This is a genomic window from Pelomonas caseinilytica, assembly GCF_021353235.1.
Classification (GTDB): Bacteria; Pseudomonadota; Gammaproteobacteria; order Burkholderiales; family Burkholderiaceae_C; genus Pelomonas; species Pelomonas caseinilytica.
On record NZ_JAJTWT010000014.1, the window covers coordinates 52,501 to 75,363 of the forward strand.

Consider the following 22,863-nt stretch of genomic DNA (forward strand, 5'->3'; position numbering starts at 1 on the left):
ACCCCCGGCTTGGGTTCTAATCGCAAGTCCGCGAATTTGGGATTCGGCCCGGCGGTTTGGTTTTTTCGGAGAGTTCTCGATGCGATTCACCCCTTGGGCCACCCGGCTGGCCCTGACGCTGAGCCTGTCGGCGACCGCCTTCCTGACCGCCTGCGGCAGCGGTGGCGGCAGCGGCAGCAACACGCAAGTCCGTCTGCTCAACGCGACCCGCTCCTACGCTGCGCTGGACCTGACGGTCAACGACAAGACCATCAACAGCAAGATCGCCTACGCGGCGGTCGGCGACTATGGCACCGTCGACACCAACAACACGGCCACCAAGGTGCTGACCAGCGACGTCGGCACCAGCATCGCCGCCACCACGCCCACCCTGACCGGCGGCAGCAACTACACCTACATCACCTACGGCTTCGCCGGTGCTATCCGCACCACGCTGCTGCAGGAGAACCAGGACGCGCCCGACGCCAACAAGGCCAAGCTGCTGGTCCTGAACCTGGCTCCCGACGCCGGCGCGATGGACGTCTACGTGACGACCGCCGCCGACTGCTCGCTCGCCTCGGAAACCGCGCTGACGACCAACCTGCAGGGCGGCGCCGGCAGCGGCTACATCCAGATCAACTCCGGCACCTTCCGCGTCTGCGCGACGGGCTACAACCAGCGCGGCGACCTGCGGCTGGAGATCCCGGCCATCACGCTGGACTCGGCGAGCGTCAACACGCTGATCCTGACCGCCACCGACGGCGGCGTGCTGGTCAACGGCATCACCCTGGTCCAGAAGGGCGCCGTCAAGAACTTCGCCAACACGCAGGCCCGCGTGCGCACCGTCGCCGCCCTGACCAACGGCAGCACCGTGACCTCGTCGATCAACAACAAGACGATGTTCTCCGCCGCCGCGATCAGCCCGCTGATCAGCAACTACGTCACCACCACCTCCGGTGCCAGCACGCTGAGCGTCAACGTCAACGGCCTGGGCATCAGCTTCACGCCCCCGACGCTGACGGCCGGCGGCGACTACACCCTGCTGATCTGGGGCGATGCCTCCGCGCCCAAGATGTCGGTGCTGAGCGACGACAACCGCCTGCCCACCGTCAGCGGCAACGTCAAGATCCGCCTGGTGAACGCCCTGCCGACGCTGAGCTCCTCGTTGAACGTCGACTTCAGCACCATCGCTTCCAACGTCGCCCCGGGCACGGCCTCGACGCCGACCAGCATCTCGTCGACGACCAGCTCGCAGGTCGACGTGACGGTGCCGACTTCGGCCGCGTCCATCTACACCAAGTCCGACCTGGCCTTCCCGGCCAACAGCGTCTGGACCTTCTTCGCCGTGCCGACGACCTCGACGGCGTCGACGGTCACGTCGACGATGCCTGTCGCCGGCATGGGCGCCCTGCCCAAGCGCGAGCGCCCGTAAGCGTCCGCCGCTCCGGCCACCGAGCCCCCGTGCCCACCGGCCGGGGGTTTTTCGTTGTTGGCGCGAAGATGGCGCCATGCCCACTCCCACCCGACTCCAGGTCCAGCGCCTGCGCCAGCTCTGGCGCAGCGCCGGCTGGCCCTGCCAGGACCTCGTCGAGGTCGAGCTGCTTGCGGCCGGCTGGGTCGAGCGCCTGCTGGAGGCCGACGGCCGGGAGCGCCTGCGCGTCACCGATGCCGGCGTCGGCGTGCTGGCCGAATCGCTGACCCGCAACCGCGCCGCCCGCGACGCCCACGAGAGCCTCGTCGAGCGCGTGGCCACCGAAATGCAGCGCGCCGGCCGCATCGCCTGGCGGGGCCTGGCCCTGCGCGCCGGCCTGCCCCAGGACGACGGCCGCATGCTCTGGGTCAACGCCCTGCCCGACGTCTATTCCATCCGCCACAGCACCGTCGAGGACTACCTCGAGCCCGCCATCCACGAGATCAAGGTCAGCCGTGCCGACCTGCTCGGCGAACTGCGCCGGCCTGCCAAGTCGGCCGCCTACCGGGCGCTGTGCGGCCAGTGCTGGTTCGTCATCCGCGCCGGCATCGCCGAGCCCGAGGAAATCCCGCCCGAGTACGGCGTGCTCATCGGCCACGACAGCCACCTCGAACTGGCCCGGCCGGCGCCCAGGCGGGCCCACAAGCCCGACTTCGCCACCTGGATGGCGCTGGCCCGGGCCACCCCGATCGCGCCTCCGGACGATCCCCAACCCCACCTCGGTTGAAGGGTGCCGGTGCCCATAATCGGGCCAACGCAGAACGAGGGGGGCGCCGGATGGAGCGCAATCGACAAGGCGCGCACCGGCGCCAGCGGGGTCGTCATGGCCGGGCGCGCCGCGGCTGGATGCTGTCCATCCTGCAACTGCTGCTGCTCCTGCTGGCGGGGGCGCCCGGGTGGGCCGCACCGGCCGCGCCGGGTGTGCCGGACCGCGGCCTGGCCTTCGGCCCCGCGCCGGCCTGGGTCGAGCCGCAGGCGGTGCCGCTGGACGCCGTCGCGCCGGCCGAAGGCCTGAGCGGGGGCGAGCACTACCTGCTGGCCGACGAGCAGGTGCGCGTCGTCGGCACGCAGCAGACGGACTATCACCACGTGGCCGTGCGGGCCGTCAACGAGCGCGGTGTCGAAGAGGCGGCCAATGTGCAGATCCGCTTCGACCCCAGCTACCAGACCCTCACCATCCATCGCATCGAAGTCCGGCGCGCCGGCAGGACGGTGTTCAGCGTGCCGGCCGGCGGCGTCAAGCTGCTGCAGCGCGAGGCCAGCCTGGAGTCGCTGATCTTCGATGGCCGGCTCACCGCCCACGTCGCCCTGCAGAACGTGCGCGTGGGCGACGTGGTGGAGACCGTCTACAGCCGCCAGGGCCACAACCCCGTCTTCGGCGGCCGGCAGTTCGGCAGCTTCGACCTCGAATGGGGCGTGCCCGTCGCCCGGCTGCATGCCCGCCTGCTGTGGCCGCAAGGTCGGCCGCTGTACTGGAAGCTGCACAACGGCGCCCAGGCTGCGCGCGTGGCGGACAACGGCAGCGAGCTGGACCACCGCTGGCAGATGCGCGACGTGCCGGCGCGCGTCGTCGACGCCAACAGCCCCGGCTGGTTCGACCCCTACGTCTGGGTCGAGTGGGGCGAATTCCAGGGCTGGGCCGACGTGGCCCGCTGGGCGCAGCCGCTGTACCGCCTGCCCGAAGGCGCGCTGCCCGCGCTGGACCGCGAGGTGGCCCGCATCGCCGCACAGTCCGCCGACCCCGAGCAGCGCCTGCTCGCGGCGCTGCGCTTCGTGCAGGGGGAGGTGCGCTACCTCGGCATCGAGATGGGCGTGAATTCGCACGCGCCCCACGCGCCGGCCGAGGTGCTGCAGCGCCGCTTCGGCGACTGCAAGGACAAGACCCTGCTCAGCCTGGCGCTGCTGCAGCGCCTGGGCATCCCGGCGCGGCCCGCGCTGGTCAACACGCGGCTGCGTGAAGCCACGGCCGACCGGCTGCCCACGCCGTGGGCCTTCAACCACGTCATCGTGCAGGCCGACCTGGGCGACCGCCGCGTCTGGCTGGACCCGACCCGCACGCCCCAGGCCGGCAAGGGCCTGGACCAATGGGTGCAAGCCGATTTCGGCCGTGCCCTGATCGTGGACGCGGCGACCCGCGAACTCGTGCCCATGGCTGGTCCGCAGGCGCGCACCCTGCGCCGCGAACTGCGCGCCGTGCTCGACGCCAGCGCCGGCTTCGACCAGCCGGCCACGCTGACCGTCACGACGCTGGCCCATGGCGAATCCGCCGAGCAGCTGCGCGAGGCCCTCGCCACCACCGCCCGCAACGATCTCCAGAAGCAATACCTCGACTTCTACGCCGCCAGCTACCCCGGCCTGGCCGTCGACCAGCCCTACATGGTGCGCGACGACCGCAACGCCAACACCGTCGAACTCGTCGAGCACTACCGCATGCCCAGCTACTGGAAGCGCGACGAGAAGCGCTCGCGCTGGAACGGCGAGCTCGAGGTGCCCGATCTGATGGAATGGCTGCGCCGGCCGCAGGCCGTCAACCGCCAGGGGCCGCTCGCCCTGCGCCACCCGGTGGACTTCACCCTCGTCAGCGAGTTCCGCCTGCCGGGCCAGTGGGACGTCAAGCCCGATCGCATCGCCGTGGAGGACCCGGCCTTCGAGATGAGGCGCGAGGAGGCCTGGAAGGACGGCAACGTCCTCGTGCTGACCGACCACTACCGCAGCCGCAGCAACCACGTCCCTGCCGCCGAGGTGCCGCGTTATGTCGCCCAGCTCGAGAAGGCGCGGGCCGGCATCAACTACAGCCTCTACCACGCTGACGCCGCAGCCTCTCAGGCCACGGCGCCTGCCGCGCCCGCGCGCGCGCCCGGCGCCGATTCGCCGCACTGGCTGCCCCTGCTCACAGGCGTGGCGGCGCTGGGCGGCCTCGGCCTGCTGGCGCGCCGCCTCTATCGCTGGGACCCCGAGCCGGCGCCGCTGCCGCCCGGCGGCGTCGCCGCGACGGCCATCGGCGGCTGGCTCTGGCTGCCGGCGCTCGGCCTCATCGCCACGCCGTTTCACGCCGGCAAGGTGCTGATGGAAGCCCTGCCGGCCTTGACCGTGGAGGGCTGGACCCTGCTGTCGCGTCCCGGCTCGGCCGCCTATCACCCGATGCTCGCGCCGACCGTGCTGGTCGAGTCCATCCTCAACCTCGCCATCGCCTGCGGCGCCCTGCTGCTGCTGTGGCTGATGGCCAAACGGCGCAGCAGCCTGCCGCGGCTCTACATCGCCTGGTGGATGCTGGTGTTCGCTGCGCTGCTGTGCGACGCCGTCGCCTTCAACCTGATTCCCTCCCTGAAGGGCCAGTGGACGGACAAGCAGATCGGCGAGGCCGTGCGCAGCGCCGTGTTCGGTGCGATCTGGATCAGCTACTTCCTGCGTTCGGAGCGCGTGCGCCGCACCTTCGTGAACCGGCTCGAGTCCGCCGCGGTACCGCCGGCCGCGCCCGTCGCTCCGGCCGCCGATCCACAATCGGCGTCATCCCTGACCGCCTGACGCCATGGCCACCGCCCCCTTGCTCGACGCCACCTGCCCGCGCTGCGGCGGCGGCTTCGAATGCGGCGCGCAGGCGGGGCGCTGCGACTGCTTCGACATCCGCCTGACCGAGCCCCAGCGCCAGGCCCTGGCCGCCCGCTACAGCGGCTGCCTGTGCCTGGCCTGCCTGCGCGAGCTGGCGGCGGGCGAGCCCGCGCGCGGCCCGCTGCCCGCCCAACCTGACTGACGGCAGCGGACCGGCGGGCGGGCATGATGCCCGCATGTCCGCCCTCGACCGCCTCGCCCCGCCGCTGTTCATCTTCATCTGGGCCACCGGCTACATCGTCGCCAAGCTGGCCGCGCCCTATGCCGACCCGCTGACCTTCCTCAGCTGGCGCTATGCCGGCGTGCTCGTGCTGATGCTGGGCCTGGCCCTGGCCGCCCGCGCGCCATGGCCGCGGGGCCGCGCCCTGGTCCACCTGGCCGTCGCGGGCCTGGGCATCCAGGCGCTCTACCTGGGCGGTGTCTGGGTCGCCATCCGCCAGGGCCTGCCGGCAGGCACGGCGGCCCTCATCGTCAACCTGCAGCCGGTGCTCGTCGCCGCGCTGGCGCCGCTGATCGGCGAGCGCGTCGCGCCGCGCCAGTGGCTGGGCGTGGCCCTGGGGCTGGCCGGCGTCGTCCTCGTCATCTGGCACAAGCTCACCGTGGGCACTTCCTTCGGCGCGCCGCTGCTGCTGTGCGTGATGGCCCTGCTGGCCATCACGGGCGGCACGCTCTACCAGAAGCGTTTCGTGCCGCAGTTCGACCTGCGCACCGGCCAGGTCGTGCAGTTCGCCGCGGCGCTGGCGGCCACCCTGCCCGCGGCCTGGCTCACCGAGCCCATGCGCATCGAATGGAACGCCTCCGTGCTGCTGGCCATGGCCTGGAGCGTGCTGGTGCTGACGGCCGGCGGCATCAGCCTGATGTTCTACATGCTGCGGCATGGGCGCGTTACGGCCGTGTCCAGCACCATGTACCTCGTGCCCTCTGTCACCTCGGTGATGGCATGGTTGCTGTTCAACGAGACACTGGGGGCACAGGCCATCGTCGGCATGGGCGTGACGCTGCTCGGCGTCTACCTCGTCGTGGCCAGAAAACCGGAGACCCCTGCATGAGCCGTCGAGCGCACCACAGCTTCTGGCCGGCCCGCGTGCCGCACGCGATCAGCCCCCCCGAGACCGCCCTGCCGGACAACCTGCTCGTCAGCGCCCGGCGCTATCCGCAGCGTCCGGCCCTGGTCTACCTCGGGCAGACGACCACCTACGCCGAACTGGCCGCGCAGGTCGACCGCCTGGCCGCCTGGCTGGCCGAGCGCGGCATCCGCAAGGGCGACCGCGTGCTCGTCGGGCTGCAGAACTGCCCCCAGCTCGTCATCGCCCACTACGCCGTCCTGGGCCTGGGCGCCGTCGTCGTGCCCGTCAACCCGATGAACCGCGCGGCCGAGCTCAGGCACCTCATCGAGGACAGCGGCGCCGTGCTGGCCATCACCAGCGCCGACCTGACCGCCGAGTGGCTGGCCGCCGGCATGGCGGCGAAGGACCTGCTCGTCACCCGGCTGGCCGAGGTCCTGCCCGGCGGCCGTACCGACGACCCCGGCCTGCCGCCCGGCTGGGCCGACTGGCTCAATGCCGACATCGCCCTGCCTGCCGGCGCCACCGCCTGGGCCGAGGCCATGGCCTGCACGGCCGCACCGCCCGTCACGGAGGTCGGCGCCGACGACCTCGCCCTGCTGCCCTACACCAGCGGCACCACCGGCCACCCCAAGGGCTGCATGCACAAGCACCGCAGTCTGCAGCACAACGTCTTCGCCGGCATCCTCTGGGCCACCGGCAACCAGGAGGACGTGGTGCTAGGCGTGGTGCCCATGTTCCACATCACCGGCATGGTCGTTGTGCTGCACGGCACCCTCGCTTGCGGCGCGGCCCTGGTGCTGATGCCGCGCTGGCAGCGCGAATACGCCGCGCGCCTCATCGCCGAGCACCGCGTCACGCGCTGGACCAACATCCCCACCATGGTCATCGACCTGCTGGCCAGCCCGCGCGTGGACAGCTTCGACCTCAGCCACATGGTCTCCATCGGCGGCGGCGGCGCGGCCATGCCCCAGGCCGTGGCCGAGCGCCTCTGGCAGCGCTGGGGCCTGCGCTACATGGAGGGCTACGGCCTCACGGAGACGGCGGCGCCCAGCCACAGCAACCCCTACGACGCGCCCAAGCAGCAATGCCTGGGCGTGCCCTACGTCAGCTGCGACGCCCGCGTCGTCGACCCTGACACGATGCGCGAGCTGCCCGTGGGCGAAAGCGGGGAGATCATCGTCCACGGCCCCATGGTCTTCGAGGGTTACTGGGGGCGCCCCGAGGCGACCGAGGCGGCCTTCGTCGAGTTCGAGGGCAAGCGCTTCTTCCGCACCGGCGACATCGGCTACGTCGACGCCGATGGCTACTTCTTCATGACCGACCGGCTCAAGCGCATGATCAACGCCAGCGGCTTCAAGGTCTGGCCGTCGGAGGTGGAGAACCTGATGCACGCCCACCCCGGCATCGCGGAGGCCTGCATCATCTCGGCACCGGATGCCTACCGCGGCGAGACCGTCAAGGCCGTCGTCGTCAAGCGTGCCGGCCACCAGGCCCTGACCGAGGCCGAGCTGCGCGACTGGTGCCGTACCCACATGGCCGCCTACAAGGTGCCCGCAGTCGTCGAGTTCGTCGACGCCTTGCCCAAGAGCGGCGCCGGTAAGGTGATGTGGCGCTCGCTGCAGGAGCGCGAGCGCGGCAGGGGATGAGGGCTGACGTGGCGCAGCTGGCCGCCCTCGTCCGCGCCACGCCCTGGTTCATGGCCGCGCTGCGCGCCGGCCGCGACCTGGGCCTGGCGCAGTGGTGCATCGGCGCGGGCGCGCTGCGCAACCTTGTCTGGGATGCGCTGCACGGCTACGCCCAGCCCACGGCGCCGGCGGACGTGGACCTCGCCTACTTCTGCGCCGAGGACCTCGACCCCGCGCGCGACGCGGCCCTGCAGCGCCGGCTCCAGCAGCGCTGTCCCAGCCTGCCGTGGGAGGTCACCAACCAGGCCGGCGTGCACCTGTGGTTCGAGGCCCACTTCGGGCACGCGGTGGCGCCGCTGAAGTCGCTGGACGAGGCCGTCGCCACCTGGCCCGAGCCGGCCACCGCCGTGGCGGTCTGGCTGGACGGCGACGACGCACTGCACGTGATCGCCCCGCACGGCCTGGCCGACCTGTTGGGCATGCGCATCCGCCGCAACCCGGTGCGGGTCTGCGTGGAGACCTACCAGCAGCGGTGCGAGAGCAAGCGCTACGTGGAGCGTTGGCCGAGGGTGGTGGTGGAGATGGAGTAGGGGGTGTGGCGGTGGCTGCAGCGGTCGCCGTGCTCGTCCGAACGGGTGGTCTCGGCCAGGAAGCGTCGTTCACGAACGACCGGTCTCTGGTAGTCTGACAGAAGGTATCTGGGGGTCTTGACATGACTAAACCGTCGGTTGTCGCGACGTATGCCGCTATGGCAGGCCTCCTGTTGGATCTAGGGCTCTTCGCGGCGGCATCGACGTATCTGTTGCTGCCGGAGTGGCGCGGGCCGTCGGCCAAAGCATTGGTGCTTGCGCTGTACTTTGCGCAGAGCGGTCTGGGCGTCTACGGCTTGTGGCGGGCTGGGCACCTCTCAAAGTCGATCCCCGAGATCCACACAAGCATCAAGGCATGGGGCCCGCCCCGGAGGCGCCTGTTCGAAGGCCAGGCGAACCTGATTGGGGTCATTGCGGTGGGCTTCGTCTTCTGGGCTTAGTGGAGCCTCGATGCATGCTCATGATCTGGCAGCCGGGAAAGCGATCATCGGCAACTGGCCGGCGAGATTGGCCGCGTTCTGGTCGTACCACGAGCAGGTCCTTCCGGCCAGGAGCGGCTCGTGGCGAAGGTCAGCTTTCGGAGAGGCTTGGCCCAGCACATGAACATGACCCTGTTGGTGTCCATCAATCGAATCAGCCGCGAGGAGTAGCGTGAGGCGTCGCAAATGAATAACCGGCTGTACGGACTGGCCCTCGCGCTGCTATGTGGCGTGAGCCACGCGCAGGAATTCTTCTCGGGCGAGTGGGATGGTTCCGAGCACATCTACCTTCGACAAGTTGGCAACAAGGTCTGCGGCCTGTGGTCATACGTGGCCACTGGACGCGGGTATGAGGGCCGCATGCTCGGCACTGCCAAGTCCAACTACCTGAAACTAGATTGGGCCTGTGGAACTCCCGGATCACGGACGCGTACCTATTGCGATGGCGCCGCGCCAAGGGGCGAGCCGGACGTTGGGTGGAGTCCTTCGAACGAGGAGGCCCTCGTTTGCAACGGCAGGCTTTGGATCACTAGTCACGTGCCGCCGTCCTGCCCACCACCATCCAAGACCGTCATGTGGGATGACCGAGTTTCAGGAACTGTCGGGCAGTCGGATGTACGTGCTTTCGATGCCGACGAGATCGCATGGGCCAACGAATGCGCGACGACGCTGGGCAGAGATGAAGGCGCGCTTTCTGCCATGCTGAGGCAACCTCAACCGCCCGGGTTGCCGGCATCCGGCTCCAACCGAATGCGAAATGAGGATCGCCTTGTAACGGTCGACCAGTTGCCTCAGGAGTGGAAGGAGGGGTTGCAACTGCCTCGCAGCGTAATGACGTACTGCTCGACCGAAGCGAGCCATCGTTCTCTGATAGGGGGCGAGCGAAAGGCCTTCATGCTCAGTTGCTCGGGGCTTAACATTCGATCTGAGCTGGGCACGTTTTATCGGTGCCGAGCCCAGTCCATTGGTCTGGAAGGTCAGGCGTATCTTGAGACGTATAAGAGTTGCCTGCTCGCCAGTGGAGCGAGAGAAGCCATTCCATTGGGCAGATGATGGCGTCGCCCCGACTGGGATCGATCAGCAGCAGCCGGTCGCAACCGACGGCTTTCAGGTAACCTGAAACGATGATTGAACCTCGTCCTGAAGTGGCGCTGCGGCTCGCGGAGCTGAGGCAAAGCGGCGCTTACCCAGTTCGCGCGATCAAGATCATTCGCGAAGAGTTTGGCCTTTCGCTTCGCGAGGCCAAGTTTCGGTTTGCGCAGTCACCTGTTTGGGCTGCAGAGAAAGCTGCCGCCGACGCTCTCCATCAGGAGATAGTCAACACCTTACGCACAGACGATGCCGACTGAGTAAAGACTGGCCTCGGCTAGGAGCGCAAGTAGGCAATAGCCTGCTTCAGGCGATTTTTGAGTCTTGGAAACGAGCCGACTTCTTGTACTGACCGTCGAAGATGCGTTTCAGATCTCCGGCCGCGGATGTCTGCTAACGCCCGGTATGCCTGCGGGCACGAAGCTGCCATTGACACCAGGTGCTGTGGTGAGGCTGGTTCGGCCTGACGGCGATGCCTTTGACTCCGTCATCAAAGGACTAGATGCTGTGCATAACCGACGCACCGATAACCCCGAGATTCGAATCTTCATTACGCTACCGGAGTCTGTCAGCAAGTCCGAAGTGCCGCCAGGTACGGCGGTTTTCTTCCCCGGCGGCTGAAACGTTCGCCGTCCAAAGCTCGCTGAATGTCCGCTTTGAGGTAGCGAGTTCGCTGGCGGCTACTTCCGCTCAGGGTCGCAAGCCATCAGCCAAACTGCCACGGTGAAAGGCGGCAACCAGGCCGCAGCTTCCGCTCGACCATCCTCTCGAACACCGTCGACGCCCACCCAAGGACCATACGATGATTAACTACCTGATCTCCTTTCCGGCAAGTGCCATGGATGTCCCCGCCGAGGAGCTGGCCGCCGTGGGCGAGGCGGCGCGGCAGGTCGTTCGCGAGGCCAAGGCGGCGGGCGTATACGTGTTCGGCGGCGGCATCAACGCGGATGCCGCCCCGCTCATGGTCGCGTCGGACGGCTCGGCCATCCAGGCAACCTATCCGCAGACTGCGGAGTTCGACGGCGGCTTCTGCGTTCTGCGGCTTCCGTCGCGCGAAGCCGCCATCCTCTGGGCCGCCAAGATCGCCAAGGCCTGCCGATGCTCGCAGGAGCTCCGTGAGTTCGGGGATGATCCCGAGAGCTGAGGGGCGGGGTCGAGCTCGCACAATCTCCATCCCGCTCCGCAGCGGCGGGCCTGACCTCCTCATGGCGCTCACCCAACCCCGCTACGTCATCGCCGTGTCCGACCTGGCGCGCTCGGCCGCCTGGTACCGCGACGCGCTCGGCTTCGAGGTGTACGAGCTGGGCGACCCCGGCTGGCGCTGGCTGCAGCGGGACGCCTGCATCATCATGGCCGGCGAATGTGCCGATGCCCTGCCGCCGTCGCAGCTCGGCGACCACGGCTACTTCGCCCATGTGCAGGTCGACGACATCGACGCGCTGCACGCCGACGTCGCCGCCCGCGGTGCCGGGAGATCAGCAAGCCGCTGCGCGACGAGCCCTGGGGCATGCGCGAGTTCGGCGTCCGCACGGTGGACGGCCACTGCATGATGTTCGGCCAGCGGCTCGCATGAGGCTCGCCCTCGACCCGTGGCAGGCCGCCTGGCAGGCGCTGGGTGCCCGCCCTGCCGACGCCTTGCACGCCGAGCTGCTGGGGCGTTATGGCGAGACGCACCGGGCCTATCACACGCAGCAGCACCTCGCCGAATGCCTGTCCCTGTTCGACGGGGTGCGACACCTCGTCGGGCGGCCGGCCGAGGTCGAGATCGCGCTGTGGTTCCACGACGCCATCTACGACGTGCACCGCCACGATAACGAGGCCCGCAGCGCCGACTGGGCGCGGCAGGCGCTGCTCGGTGCGAAGGCGCCCGCCGAGGTGGCCGCCCGCGTGGCCGCGCTGGTGATGGCCACGCGCCACAGCGTCGCGCCGGCCACGGCAGACGAGGGGCTGCTCGTCGACGTCGATCTCGCCGTCCTCGGCGCCACGCCGGCGCGCTTCGCCGAGTACGAGGCGCAGATCCGTGCCGAGTACGCCCACGTGCCCGCGCAGGTCTTCGCCGAGAAGCGGGGCGCCATCCTGGCGGGCTTTCTGGCGCGGCCGGCGATCTACGCCTGCGGGCCGCTGCGGCATCGTTTCGAGGCGGCGGCCCGGCGCAATCTTTCGGCTGCGCTGGCCACTTGCCGGCCCTGAATCACCAGGCCGCGGTCTGCGGCGCGTCCTGGGGGTGGCCGTCCGGGGCGAGCAGCAGGTACAGCAGCGGCCCGAAGGATCCGGCGGCCAGCGTGATGAGCGCGTAGGGCCAGAGCGTGCGCCCCCGCGACCGCGCGTCGCGGTGCAGCAGGAACAGCACCACCAGGCTCATCACGACGAGGTCGGCCAGCACCTGCGCGGCGCCCCAGTTGGCCAGTCCGGCCTGCCAGATGCCGAGGTAGCCCACCTGCCACATGGCCGCGAGGGTGAAGGCGCCGAAGGCAGCGAGGACGAGGATGAGGGCGGTGCGCATGATGGTCTCCTTGCGGCGGTCAACGGAACATGGCGTCATGCTCCGCGCCGACGCGCACCGCGGCAATGACCTCCGAGGTCATGGCCGCCGTGACGGCGCCGCCCCAGAATCCACCGCATGACCGCCACCCTCGCCGCCCTGCGCAAGTCGCGCCGGCTCAGCCAGCTCGAGCTGTCGTTGCGCACCGGTGTCTCGCAACGCCATCTCAGCTGCATCGAGACCGGCCGCGCCCGCGCCGGCCGTGAGACCCTGGTCGCCCTGCTCGATGCCCTGGGCGCGACGCTGGAGGAGCGCAACCAGGCGCTGCTCGCTGCTGGCTACGCCCCGGCCCACGCCGAGCGGTCGCTCGACGCGCCGGAGATGGCGCCCGTGCGCGCCGCACTCGCGCAGCTGCTGGATGCCCACGACCCGATGCCGGCGCTGGTGCTGGATGGCGAATACAACGTCGTCATGGCCAATGCGGGCCTCGCGCGGCTGCTCGGGCTGCTCGGCCTGCCGGCGCAGGTCATGCTCAGCCAGCCGCTGAACCTGCTGCGCGCCGTCTTCGCGCCCGACGGACTTCGCAGCCTGTGCGTCAACGAGGCCGAACTCTGCGGTGAACTCTGGGCCCGGGCAAGCCGGGAAGCCGAGCACCTTCCGCGGCTGCGCGTCCTGCTGGACGAGCTGCGCCCGTCGCTGCGGCCTAGGGGAGCCGCCGAGGCAAGCGGCCTGCCCGTGCTCGCCTTGCGGCTGCGGGCGGCGGACGGGCGCACGCTGAGCTTTTTCTCCGCCTTCACGAGCTTCGGCACGCCGCTGGACATCACGCTGGCGTCGCTGAAGGTCGAACATCTGTTTCCGTCCGACGAGGCCACGCGGGCGGCGGTGGCGGACGCTGTCTGAACGGGGTCCTCCATCCGGGCCCCGCCAGCGTTTCAGTCCTCGCCCGACTCCGGCAGGTGGATCAGCCCGGTGTGGTAGTCGTACTCGAAGACCTCACCGTAGCGGGCCCATTCGATGGCCACGCGCAGCACGCGTTCGGCCTCGGCGGCTTCCATGCTTTCCTGCAGCAGCTTGAGGAAGGGCTCTTCCTTGAGTTCGCCGTCGTCCTCCTGCTCGAGGCTGTGGCGGATGAAGGTCGCCAGGGGCACGTGCTCCAGCAGCTGCTGGCCGAAGATCTCGCGGCGGAACTCGTGGCTGCCCTCGACGTAGCGGTGGCCCAGCGGCGTCATCAGCAGGTCGCCGCCGCTGAGCTGGGCCAGGCCCAGGCGGTGCAAGGCGTCGGCCAGCGGTAGCAGGTCCTCGTCGGTGAGTTCGCTTTCCTCAGCCAGCTGCGGCAGGTCGGCACGGCCCTTGAAGGGCTCCTCGGCCAGCAGCTCTAGCAGGCTCTCCATGCGGCCGACCTCGGCCTCGGGCAGGCGGTCGGACAGGTGGGGGCGCGGTGCCTCCTCGACGGCGCCGGCCTCCGGCGCGGCGCTGGTCATCAGCCGGTAGACCTCGTCGATGAGCAGGCGCACCTCGGCGCTGTCGGCGCGGCGCGGGCGCTGCAGGGTGATGGGCAGTTCGGCGCGCACGCGGCCGGGGTTGCTGGCGAAGATCAGCACCCGGTCGGCCATCAGCACGGCCTCCTCGATGTTGTGCGAGACGACGAGCATGGCCTGGGTGGGCATCTGGCCGCCGTCCCACAGCTCCAGGATCTCGTTGCGCAGCCGCTCGCCGGTCAGCACGTCCAGGGCCGAGAAGGCTTCGTCCATCAGCAGCACCGCCGGCTGCATGACCAGGGCCCGCGCCAGCCCGACGCGCTGGCGCATGCCGCCGGACAGCTCGCGGGGCAGGGCGCCCTCGAAGCCCGCGAGGCCGATCAGCTCGATGGCCGCCTCGGCGCGGCGCGTGCGTTCGGCCGCGCCGATGCCGGCCGCCTCGAGCCCGAGCTCGACGTTCTGCTGCACCGTCAGCCACGGGAACAGGGCGAAGCTCTGGAACACCATGGCGATGCCCTGGGCAGGCCCGAACAGAGGCTGGCCGCGGTAGCGCACGTCGCCCGCGTCGGCCGGGATCAGCCCGGCCATGATGCGCAGCAGCGTGCTCTTGCCGGAGCCGCTCTGGCCGAGCAGGGCGACGATCTCGCCCTTGGCGAGGGTGAAGTCCACATCCTCCAGCACGCTGCGCAGGCTGCCGTCGGCGGACTTGAAGCCCTTGGCCACGTCCTTCAGTTCGATCAGGGCATCCATCAGAAGTGCATCCTTTCCTCGGCGATGCGGTACAGCCTGCGCCAGACCCAGTGGTTCAGCGCCATCACGAACACGCACATCACGCCGATGCCCAGGGCGATGCGGGGGAAGTCGCCCGCCGTCGTCATCTGCTGGATGTAGCTGCCCAGGCCCGCGGCCTGGAGCTTGGTGTCGCCCCAGGTCACGTACTCGGCCACGATGCTGGCGTTCCAGGAGCCGCCACTGGCGGTGATGGCGCCGGTGACGAAGCTCGGGAAGATGGCCGGCAGCAGGTAGCGCTTCCAGGCCAGCCAGCCCTTGAGGCCCAGGTTCTGCGCGGCCAGGCGCAGCTCGGTCGGGATGGTCGAGGCGCCCGCCACCACGTTGAAGAGCAGGTACCACTGCGTGCCCAGGATGATGAGGGGCGACAGCCAGAGGTCGGGGTCGAGGTGATATTTGACGATCACCAGCACCGCCACCGGAAACACCAGGTTGGACGGGAAGGCCGCGAGGAACTGGGCGACGGCCTGCACCCGCCCGGCGATGCGCGGGTTCAGCCCGATCCACACGCCGATGGGCACCCAGACGAGCGACGCCACCGCGATCAGCACCAGCACGCGGGCCAGCGTCAGCAGGCCGAGCCGGAAGACGTGCGCCGCCTCGCCCCAGCCCACCTCGGTGTGGATGAAGCTCACCAGGCGCCAGATGGCGAACAGCACGAGGGCGGCGATGAGGGCGTCCCAGGCGCGGGCCCACAGCGGATTGGCCGCCTTGGGCCGGGCGCGGATGGAACGGCCGTCATAGGTCTTGCGCAGGGGCGCGAAGCTGGCGGTGATCCAGCGGCCCGGCCACTCGCCCAGGCGTGCCAGCAGCTGGGTGCGTCGCAGCCAGGTGAGCAGCCAGGACTGGGGCGCCTGTTCGCTGCCCGCCTCCTCGAAGCGGAAACGGTCGGCCCAGGCCAGCAGCGGGCGGAAGAAGAGCTGGTCGTACAGCAGGATGCCGACCAGCATGCCGAGGATGGCCCAGCCGATGGCGCCCAGGTCGCGCGCCTCGATGGCCACGGCGATGTAGGACCCCACGCCCGGCAGCTTGATGTCCTGGCCGGCCACCGAGATGGCCTCCGACGCGACGACGAAGAACCAGCCGCCCGACATGCTCATCATCATGTTCCACAGCAGGCCCGGCATGGCGAAGGGCAGCTCCAGCCGCCAGAAGCGCTGCCAGCCCGAGAGCTGGAAGATGCGCGACGCCTCCTCCAGCTCGCGCGGCACGGTGCGCAGCGACTGGTAGAGGCTGAAGGCCATGTTCCAGGCCTGGGAGGTGAAGATCGCGAAGAGGGCCGCCAGTTCGACGCCGAAGAGATTGCCCGGGAACAGGGCGATGAAGGGCGCCACCGCGATGGCCTGGAAGCCGAGGATGGGAATGGACTGCAGGATGTCCAGCAGCGGCACCAGCACCTTCTCCGCCGCCCGCACCTTGGCCGCCAGCACCGCGAAGACACAGGCGAACACCACCGAGGCGGCCAGGGCGATGAACATGCGCAGCGTCGTGCGCAGCAGGTAGTAGGGCAGCCAGGCGACGTCCAGCGTCAGCGGCAGCGGCTCGCCGAGGTGGAAGGGCCGGGCCATCTGCGACGCCGCCAGCGCCAGCAGCACCAGCACCGCCAGCACGAGCGGCAGCAAGGCCCAATCCCAGCGATTGAACGCGGCCTCGACGGCGGGGCGGGGGAAGAAGCGGCGGTCGGACATGGGCATGCGAGCTGGCGGCCCGGCAGCCTAACGGCGCCATGTCACCGGGCCGTGAAGCTTCGCTGTCGGCGCCCTTGCAAAAGTTTGACCGGCATCGATTGTGCAGGTCCCAATATGGGACTATGCTCCGGCCATGCGCGTGATCGCCGTCTCCACCCTTCGCGCGTTCTGGGCCCTGCATCCAGACGCCGAGCAGCCGCTGCGCGCCTGGTACGAGGAAGTGGCGAACGCCGCCTGGACCCAGCCGGCGGACATCAAGCAGCATTACCGCAGCGCCAGCATCCTGAAGAACCGGCGGGTCGTGTTCAACATCAAGGGCAACGAGTACCGCCTGATCGCCGCCGTCGCCTACCGGCTGCAGATCGTCTACGTGAAGTTCATCGGCACCCATGCGCAGTACGACGCGGTCGATGCCGAGACCGTCGAATTCCCTTGAGATTTGCGAGAGAGAAGGCCATGGACATCCGCCCCATTCACACCGACGCCGACTACCAGGCGACGCTGCGCGAAATCTCGGCCCTCATGGTCGATGACCCCGCGCCCGGCACGCCCGAGGGCGACCGGCTGGACATCCTGGCCACGCTGGTCCAGGCCTACGAGGCCCGGCACTTTCCCATCGAAGCGCCCGATCCGGTCGAGGCCATCAAGTTCCGCATGGAGCAACGCGGCCTGTCGGTGAAGGATTTGGAGCCCCTCATCGGCAAGAGCAACCGCGTCTACGAAGTGCTCAACCGCAAGCGTCCGCTGACCCTGGCCATGATCCGCCGCCTGCATCGCGGCCTGGGCATTCCCGCGGCTGCGCTGATTGCCAGCGATGCCGCCAGCCGCTGACGTGGACTACTCGAACAGATGCCCCAGGTCGTGGTGGCCCATGGACTCCGCCTTGGTGCGGAGGTAGCGCTCGTTCTCGGGGCCGGGCCGGGTCAGCGAGGCCTCGCGCTCGACGACCTCGATGCCGAACTCCGCCAGCGCCGCCATCTTCAGCGGGTTGTTGGTCATGAGGCGGATGCGCTGCACGCCCAGGGCGCGCAGCATGCAGGCGGCAGCGTCGTAGCGGCGGGCGTCGATGGGCAGGCCCAGGGCGGCGTTGGCCTCGATGGTGTCCTTGCCGGCGTCCTGCTCGGCGTAGGCGCGCAGCTTCTGCACGAGGCCGATGCCCCGGCCCTCGTGGCCGCGCATGTAGACGATGGCGCCGCGGCCCTGGGCGGCGATGCGCTTCATGGCGCTTTCCAGCTGCGGCCGGCAGTCGCAGCGCAGCGAGCCGAAGACCTCGCCCGTCATGCATTCGGAGTGCACGCGCACCAGGGGCGGCTCGTCGCCGGTCAGCTCGCCCAGGCTCAGCACCACGTGCTCCTGCCCGCTTTCGCCTTCCCGGAAACCGTGGATGACGAATTCGCCGTGGACGGTCGGCAGGCGGGTGGAAACGATGCGTTCGATCTTCATGGTGGGGCGTGTCGCGGCGCCATTGTCGCTGCCCGCGGGATAACCCGCGCTGCGGAGTGCAGATCGCACGACATCCGGCCGCGCACCCACCCGACAAGGGGGGTATGACTTTCGATGCCATCCCTAGAATGACAGCATTGTCAAATTTACCGGTCCCGCCATGCGCCTGCCCCTGCCCCTGCCGATCTTTGCCCTGCTTTTCTGCGGCGCGGCCCATGCAGGTTTCGCTCCGCTGAACGGCCAGCAGGTCCTGCAGCAGTTCAACCTCGTGGCCCTCAGCGGCGGCAGCAGCAGCACCCACGTGCACGGCCGCGGCTGGATCGGCGGCAACTTCGTCGGCAGCAGCGGTGCCGAGTTCGCCAACGACAGCCCCATCCCGGTGTCCAACTATGCGGCCCTGACGGTCATGGGCTCGGTCGGCAACGTGACGGTCAACAACAACGGCTCGGCGGCCGTCGGCGTCGTCGCCACGGGCAACCTGAGCAGCGCCACCGTCAACAACGGCGGCGGCGTGGTGCAGGGCTCCACCAACGGCGTGAACTTCAACGGCTCCACGGGCGGCGCCTACGTCGGCGGCTCGGCCACGGCCACCAACTTCAACAGCGGCAAGGTGACCAACCTGGCCGGCGACGCCAAGCTGCAGTCCGCCCTCAATGCGGCCTCGTCCACCGACATGCGCGCGGTGATGGGCGGCCTGTCCAGCCAGCTCGCGGCGCTGGCGGCGACCAGCTCGATCGCCATGCAGGGCAGCAAGGCGGTCTTCACCGCCGTGGCCGACGCCACCGGCCGCGCCGTCTTCAACCTCAACGGCGGCTTCGGCGCCCAGGTGCTGGGCGCCTCGGAGTTCGAGTTCAACCTCGGCAACGCCTCGACCGTCATCTTCAACAGCGACCTGACCTCGGTCGTGGTGGGCGCCAACTTCCTGGGCGGCAGCGCCAGCGGCGCGCTGGCCCATGAGGCGGTCTGGAACTTCAACAAGGCCACCAGCGTCACCATCAACAACAACTTCGGCGGCACCATCCTGGCCACCCAGGCCTCGTTCAAGAACATGGCCGACATCGAGGGCTCGGTGATCGTCGACACCCTCAACAGCAGCGGCGCCCAGGTCCACCTCTACAGCTTCACCGGCGACGTCACCATGCACAAGCTGCCCGAGCCGGCCTCGCTGCCCCTGGTGGCCGTAGCCCTGGCCGGCCTCGCCTGGGGCCGCCGCCGCGCCGGCTCGTCCGCCCGCGTCCGCTGAGCGCCATGCGCCCGACTCGCCCGCTGGCGGTCCCGGCGGTCCCGGCGGTCCCGGCGGTTCTGGCCCTGGCCCTGTGCTCGGGCCTGCTCGGCGCCGCGCCGGAGAAGCCCGCCAACAGCGAGCTGGCCTATGCCTTCCTGAGCAAGGCCGAGCAGTGCTTCGGCAAGCGTGACCTGGCCTGCGCCCTGGAGAACGTGCGCAAGGCCCTCATCACCGACAAGGGCCTGCTGCTGGCCGAGCTGCTGCTCGGCAAGGTGCTGCTGGAAGGCGGCAACGCGGCCGGCGCCCAGGCGGCGGCCGAGCGGGCGCTGGCGCACGGCGTGCCGCTGGAAGACCTGGCCGAGACCCTCGTCCGCGCCGCCCTGCTGCAGGGCCAGCACCAGCAACTGCTGGCCGACGCCCGCCTGGCGCCGGCGCGCCTGCACGGCTCGGCCCGCCGCGCCGTGCTGCTGGCGCGCGCCCAGGCCCAGTTCGAACTCGGCCAGACGCGCGCCGCCCTGACGGAGCTGGACCTGCTGCGCGCCGACGACCCCGACCACCTCGCCGCCGCCCTGGCCGAACTGCCGATGCGCCTGCAGCTCGGCCAGCTCCGTGAAGCCGCTGCCGCCGTGGAGCGCGCCGAGCGCCTGGCGCCGGCCTCGGCCGACGTGCGCCTGGCCCGCGCCCAGCTGCTGCAGGCCCAGGGCGCTGCCGCGCCGGCCCAGCTCGCCGCGCTGGCGCAGGCCCTGGAGCTCGACCCCCGCCACCTCGAAGCGCGGCTGATGCGCGCCCAGCTACTGCTGCAGGGCAACCGCTGGGACGAGCTGCGCGCCGAGCTCAAGCCCTTGGCGGACGGCCATGGCGCCGACCCGCGCGTCGCCTATCTGCAGGCCCTGGAAGCGGCCCAGCGCGGCGACCGGGCCGCGATGACCGCCGCCCTGCGCCGGGTGACGGCCCAGATCGACCCGCAGCCGCAGGCGCTGCTGCGTTTCCGCCCCCGGCTGGAGCTGCTCGCGGGCCTGGCCCACGTCGCCCTGGGCGAGGCCGACCAGGCCAAGCCCTACCTCGAGGCCTACCGCAGCAGCCAGGGCGACAGCCGCTCGGCCACGCTGCTGGCGCGCCTCTACCTCGGCCAGCACCAGACGGAAGCGGCCACCCGCACCCTGGAGGCCGCGCTCGCCGAACAGCCCGGCCGGGCCGACGCCCTCGGCCTGCTCGGCGCGGCCAAGCTCTCCGCGGGGCGGCCCGAGGAGGCGGTGGCGCTGATGCGCGAGGCCCTGCGCAGCCAGGAGTCGCCGGCCTTCTACGTCACCCTCGGCCAGGCGCTGCTGCGCCAGGGCCAGCTCGACGAAGGCCGGCGCGCCCTGCAGGCGGCGCTCCAGAAGGACCCCGACAACGCCGACGCCGCCCAGGCCCTGGCCGAAGCGGCCCTGGCCCAGGGCGAGGCCCGCGGCCTGCAGCAGGCCGCCGACGTGCTCGCCGGCCAAGTGCGCCGCCAGCCCCGCCAGCCCGCGCTGCGGCTGCAGCTGGCGCGCCTGCAGCTGGCCAGCGGCCAGGCCGCCGCCGTGCTGCCCCTGCTGGACGACGCCCTGCGGCAGGACCCCGACCTGCACGCCGCGCGGCTGCTGCAGGCCGAGGCCGAGCGCCGGCTCGGCCGCGAGGACGCGGCCCAGGCCCGCCTGGTGGCCATGGTCAAGGCCGACCAGGCCGCCGTCGACGCGGCCCTGGCCCTGGCTGCCCTGGAGGAAGCCCGCGGCCATGGCGCCGAGGCGCAGGGCTGGCTGGCGCGCGCCGTGGCCAAGGCCCGGCCGCCCGAACTGCGCCCGCAGGCGGCGCTGGTGGAGTTCCACCTGCGCCAGCGCCAGCCGGTCGAAGCCGCAGTCGCCGCCAAGGCCCTGCTGGCCCTGGCGCCGGAGCACGTCGGCGCCCTGCTGCTCGGCGCCCGCGCCGCCGTCGCCCAGGGCGACGCCGCCGGCGCCCGGCCGCTGCTGGTGCAAGCCGCGCGCCTGGCCGGCGACGACGTCGCCGCCCTGGCCCAGGCCGGCCGCCTGCAGCTCGCCGCCAGCGACCTGGCGGGCGCCCGCGCCACGCTGGACCGCGCGCTGGAGCGCCAGCCCGACCTGGCGCCGCTACAGCGCCTGCGCATCGAGGCCGCCCTGCGCAGCGGCGACGTGGCCGACGCCCAGGCGCGCGTCACGCGCCTCGTCAAGCAGCAGCCCAAGGCAGCCGTGAGCCACATGCTGCTCGGCCAGGTGGCCCTGGCCCGCCACGAGCCCGCCGAGGCCATCCAGGCCTTCGCCCAGGCCCACCGGCTGGAGCCTTCCACCGAAAGCCTGCTGCGCCTGTATGCCGCCCAGGTCGGCCAGGTCGATCCGGCGCGCAACCTCGCCCTGCTGCAGCAATGGCTGGCGCAGCGGCCCGGCGACGCCCTGGTGCGCAACGCCCTGGCCGAGAGCCTCGTCGCCCTCGGCCGCCTGGCCGATGCCCGCCGCCACTACGAGCTGCTGCTTCAGCAGACCGACGCCAACGCCGTGCGCAACAACCTCGCCGACGTGCTGCTGCGCCTCAAGGACCCGGGCGCACTCGCCCTGGCCAAGGAAGCCCTGCGCCGCGAGCCGGGCAACGCCACCATCCTCGACACCGCCGGCTGGGCCCATGTCCAGGCCGGCCAGGCCGAGCAGGCCCTGCCCCTGCTGCGCGACGCCCTGGCGCGCGACCCTGCCGCCGCCGGCACCCGCTACCACCTGGCCCAGGCCCTGGCCGCGCTGGGCCGCCGCGACGAGGCCTTGCAGGCCCTGCGCGCCGCGCTGGCCGACAACCAGGCCGCCTTCGACCGCCCGGCCGCGTTGACCTTGCTGCGGTCTCTCGAAGCCTCACGCTGAACACAACTCAAAGGCAACCACAGAGGCACGGAGGCACAGAGACAAATGCGGTCCTCTGTGTCTCTGTGCCTCTGTGGTTGCATTTCTCTCGTCGCGTCATGCGCTGCGGAGGCCGTGAACGAGCCGTGGGCAACTGACCTGCGCTAGCCTTGGCGGTTCCCATCCTCCAGGAGCCCGCATGAGCCGCAACATCCGCTTCCAGCGCCCCGACGGCGCGTCGGCCGAGGCCTATCTCGCGCAGGCCGAGCAGCCCCTCGGCGCCCTCGTCGTCATCCAGGAATGGTGGGGCCTGAACGACCAGGTCCGCGGCGTGGCGCAGCGCTTCGCGAAAGCCGGCTTCACGGCCCTGGTGCCCGACCTCTACCGCGGCAAGAGCACCGTCGAGGCCGAGGAGGCCGAGCACCTGAAGTCCGACCTCGACTTCGCCGATGCCGCCTCGCAGGACATCCGCGGCGCCCTGCTCCACCTCAAGGGCCTCAAGCTCGGCGGCGGCAAGGTCGGCATCACCGGCTTCTGCATGGGCGGCGCGCTGACGTGGCTCGCGGCCCAGCAGTCGCCCGAAGCCGATGCCGCCGTCGTCTGGTACGGCATGCCGCCGGTCCAGGCCATCGATGCCGCCCGGCTCAAGCTGCCCATCCAGGCCCACTGGGCCGAGCAGGACGAGTTCTTTCCCATCGACCAGGTCGACGCGCTTGAAGCCAGGCTGCAGGCCGCCGGCGTGCGCTACGAAGGCCACCGCTACCTCGCCCGCCACGCCTTCGCCAACGAGACGGCGCAAGGCCCCGGCCGCATCCCGCAGACGCAGTACGACGCTGCCTGGGCGCAGCAGGCCTGGGACCGCACGCTGCGCTTCCTCGGCCAGCATCTGTGCTGACGTAAAACTCAAAGGCAACCACGGAGGCACGGAGGCACAGAGGAAACACGGAGCTCTTCTCTCTGTGGCTCTGTGCCTCTGTGGTTGCATTTCTCT

23 protein-coding genes are annotated in these 22,863 nt (G+C 70.5%); 19 read left to right on the forward strand and 4 right to left on the reverse strand.

All coding sequences use genetic code 11. The features are described 5' to 3' along the window. Positions 1-79: 79 nt before the first annotated feature. The 13 genes from LXT12_RS23415 to LXT12_RS23475 all read left to right on the forward strand — a co-directional run bounded on the left by LXT12_RS23415 (position 80) and on the right by LXT12_RS23475 (position 12,099). Entirely contained in the window at positions 80-1,411 is a 1,332-nt protein-coding gene (locus tag LXT12_RS23415) for a DUF4397 domain-containing protein (RefSeq protein WP_233394721.1), read from the forward strand. A 76-nt stretch (positions 1,412-1,487) separates the two neighbouring features. Continuing rightward, positions 1,488-2,177, forward strand: coding sequence for a hypothetical protein (locus tag LXT12_RS23420; RefSeq protein ID WP_233394722.1), 690 nt, complete (start codon positions 1,488-1,490; stop codon positions 2,175-2,177). A gap of 50 nt (positions 2,178-2,227) precedes the next feature. After that, positions 2,228-4,975 carry a DUF3857 domain-containing protein gene (locus LXT12_RS23425; RefSeq protein WP_233394723.1) on the forward strand — a complete coding sequence of 916 codons (2,748 nt, stop codon included), beginning with the start codon at positions 2,228-2,230 and terminating at the stop codon, positions 4,973-4,975. Between the two features lie 4 nt (positions 4,976-4,979). Further along, positions 4,980-5,201 (forward strand): cysteine-rich CWC family protein, encoded by a 222-nt coding sequence (locus LXT12_RS23430; protein WP_233394724.1) that lies wholly within the window; start codon positions 4,980-4,982, stop codon positions 5,199-5,201. 34 nt (positions 5,202-5,235) lie between these two features. Continuing rightward, a complete protein-coding gene (locus tag LXT12_RS23435; protein ID WP_233394725.1) occupies positions 5,236-6,108 on the forward strand; it encodes a DMT family transporter in 873 nt (290 codons plus the stop codon). After that, on the forward strand, positions 6,105-7,772 hold the full coding sequence (locus tag LXT12_RS23440; protein WP_233394726.1) for a long-chain-fatty-acid--CoA ligase: 1,668 nt from the start codon (positions 6,105-6,107) through the stop codon (positions 7,770-7,772). Before LXT12_RS23435 ends, LXT12_RS23440 begins: the two co-directional genes overlap by 4 nt. Positions 7,773-7,780: 8 nt before the next feature. Next, positions 7,781-8,341, forward strand: a complete 561-nt coding sequence (locus LXT12_RS23445; protein WP_419964788.1) for a nucleotidyltransferase family protein — start codon at positions 7,781-7,783, stop codon at positions 8,339-8,341. Positions 8,342-8,463: 122 nt separating this feature from the next. Next, the gene (locus tag LXT12_RS23450; protein WP_233394728.1) at positions 8,464-8,781 is read left to right on the forward strand and encodes a hypothetical protein; all 318 of its coding nucleotides are present in this window, start codon (positions 8,464-8,466) and stop codon (positions 8,779-8,781) included. Positions 8,782-9,006: 225 nt separating this feature from the next. Beyond that, positions 9,007-9,873, forward strand: a complete 867-nt coding sequence (locus LXT12_RS23455) for a PsiF family protein (RefSeq protein ID WP_233394729.1) — start codon at positions 9,007-9,009, stop codon at positions 9,871-9,873. A gap of 71 nt (positions 9,874-9,944) precedes the next feature. After that, positions 9,945-10,169 (forward strand): hypothetical protein, encoded by a 225-nt coding sequence (locus tag LXT12_RS23460; RefSeq protein WP_233394730.1) that lies wholly within the window; start codon positions 9,945-9,947, stop codon positions 10,167-10,169. 542 nt (positions 10,170-10,711) lie between these two features. Further along, a complete protein-coding gene (locus LXT12_RS23465) occupies positions 10,712-11,053 on the forward strand; it encodes a YciI family protein (protein ID WP_233394731.1) in 342 nt (113 codons plus the stop codon). 61 nt (positions 11,054-11,114) lie between these two features. Next, entirely contained in the window at positions 11,115-11,459 is a 345-nt protein-coding gene (locus tag LXT12_RS23470; protein ID WP_233394732.1) for a VOC family protein, read from the forward strand. A gap of 19 nt (positions 11,460-11,478) precedes the next feature. Further along, on the forward strand, positions 11,479-12,099 hold the full coding sequence (locus tag LXT12_RS23475) for an HD domain-containing protein (RefSeq protein WP_233394733.1): 621 nt from the start codon (positions 11,479-11,481) through the stop codon (positions 12,097-12,099). A 1-nt stretch (position 12,100) separates the two neighbouring features. Here the strand turns inward: LXT12_RS23475 and LXT12_RS23480 are convergent, their stop codons facing one another. Next, positions 12,101-12,412, reverse strand: coding sequence for a DUF2834 domain-containing protein (locus tag LXT12_RS23480; RefSeq protein WP_233394734.1), 312 nt, complete (start codon positions 12,410-12,412; stop codon positions 12,101-12,103). Between the two features lie 117 nt (positions 12,413-12,529). Here LXT12_RS23480 and LXT12_RS23485 point away from each other — a divergent pair, with 117 nt between their 5' ends. Next, positions 12,530-13,291: a helix-turn-helix domain-containing protein gene (locus LXT12_RS23485; RefSeq protein WP_233394735.1), complete on the forward strand. Its 762-nt coding sequence runs from the start codon at positions 12,530-12,532 to the stop codon at positions 13,289-13,291. Between the two features lie 32 nt (positions 13,292-13,323). On the opposite strand, the gene LXT12_RS23490 is transcribed toward LXT12_RS23485, so the two are convergent. Then, positions 13,324-14,619: an ABC transporter ATP-binding protein gene (locus tag LXT12_RS23490; protein WP_419964789.1), complete on the reverse strand. Its 1,296-nt coding sequence runs from the start codon at positions 14,617-14,619 to the stop codon at positions 13,324-13,326. Beyond that, positions 14,619-16,346 (reverse strand): ABC transporter permease, encoded by a 1,728-nt coding sequence (locus tag LXT12_RS23495; protein ID WP_233394736.1) that lies wholly within the window; start codon positions 16,344-16,346, stop codon positions 14,619-14,621. Before LXT12_RS23495 ends, LXT12_RS23490 begins: the two co-directional genes overlap by 1 nt. 133 nt (positions 16,347-16,479) lie before the next feature. On the opposite strand from LXT12_RS23495, the gene LXT12_RS23500 reads away from it, so the two are divergent. Together LXT12_RS23500 and LXT12_RS23505 are read left to right on the forward strand one after the other, a co-directional pair. After that, positions 16,480-16,782: a type II toxin-antitoxin system HigB family toxin gene (locus LXT12_RS23500; protein ID WP_233394737.1), complete on the forward strand. Its 303-nt coding sequence runs from the start codon at positions 16,480-16,482 to the stop codon at positions 16,780-16,782. 20 nt (positions 16,783-16,802) lie between these two features. After that, on the forward strand, positions 16,803-17,177 hold the full coding sequence (locus LXT12_RS23505) for a helix-turn-helix domain-containing protein (protein ID WP_233394738.1): 375 nt from the start codon (positions 16,803-16,805) through the stop codon (positions 17,175-17,177). Positions 17,178-17,183: 6 nt separating this feature from the next. On the opposite strand, the gene ribA is transcribed toward LXT12_RS23505, so the two are convergent. Further along, entirely contained in the window at positions 17,184-17,789 is a 606-nt protein-coding gene (gene ribA / locus LXT12_RS23510) for a GTP cyclohydrolase II (protein WP_233394739.1), read from the reverse strand. A gap of 160 nt (positions 17,790-17,949) precedes the next feature. On the opposite strand from ribA, the gene LXT12_RS23515 reads away from it, so the two are divergent. The 3 genes from LXT12_RS23515 (at position 17,950) to LXT12_RS23525 (ending at position 22,767) form a co-directional block, all read left to right on the forward strand. Then, entirely contained in the window at positions 17,950-19,032 is a 1,083-nt protein-coding gene (locus LXT12_RS23515; protein ID WP_233394740.1) for a collagen-binding domain-containing protein, read from the forward strand. 5 nt (positions 19,033-19,037) lie between these two features. After that, positions 19,038-21,893 carry an XrtA/PEP-CTERM system TPR-repeat protein PrsT gene (gene prsT, locus LXT12_RS23520; protein ID WP_233394741.1) on the forward strand — a complete coding sequence of 952 codons (2,856 nt, stop codon included), beginning with the start codon at positions 19,038-19,040 and terminating at the stop codon, positions 21,891-21,893. A 178-nt stretch (positions 21,894-22,071) separates the two neighbouring features. Beyond that, a complete protein-coding gene (locus LXT12_RS23525) occupies positions 22,072-22,767 on the forward strand; it encodes a dienelactone hydrolase family protein (protein ID WP_233394742.1) in 696 nt (231 codons plus the stop codon). Positions 22,768-22,863: the final 96 nt, after the last annotated feature.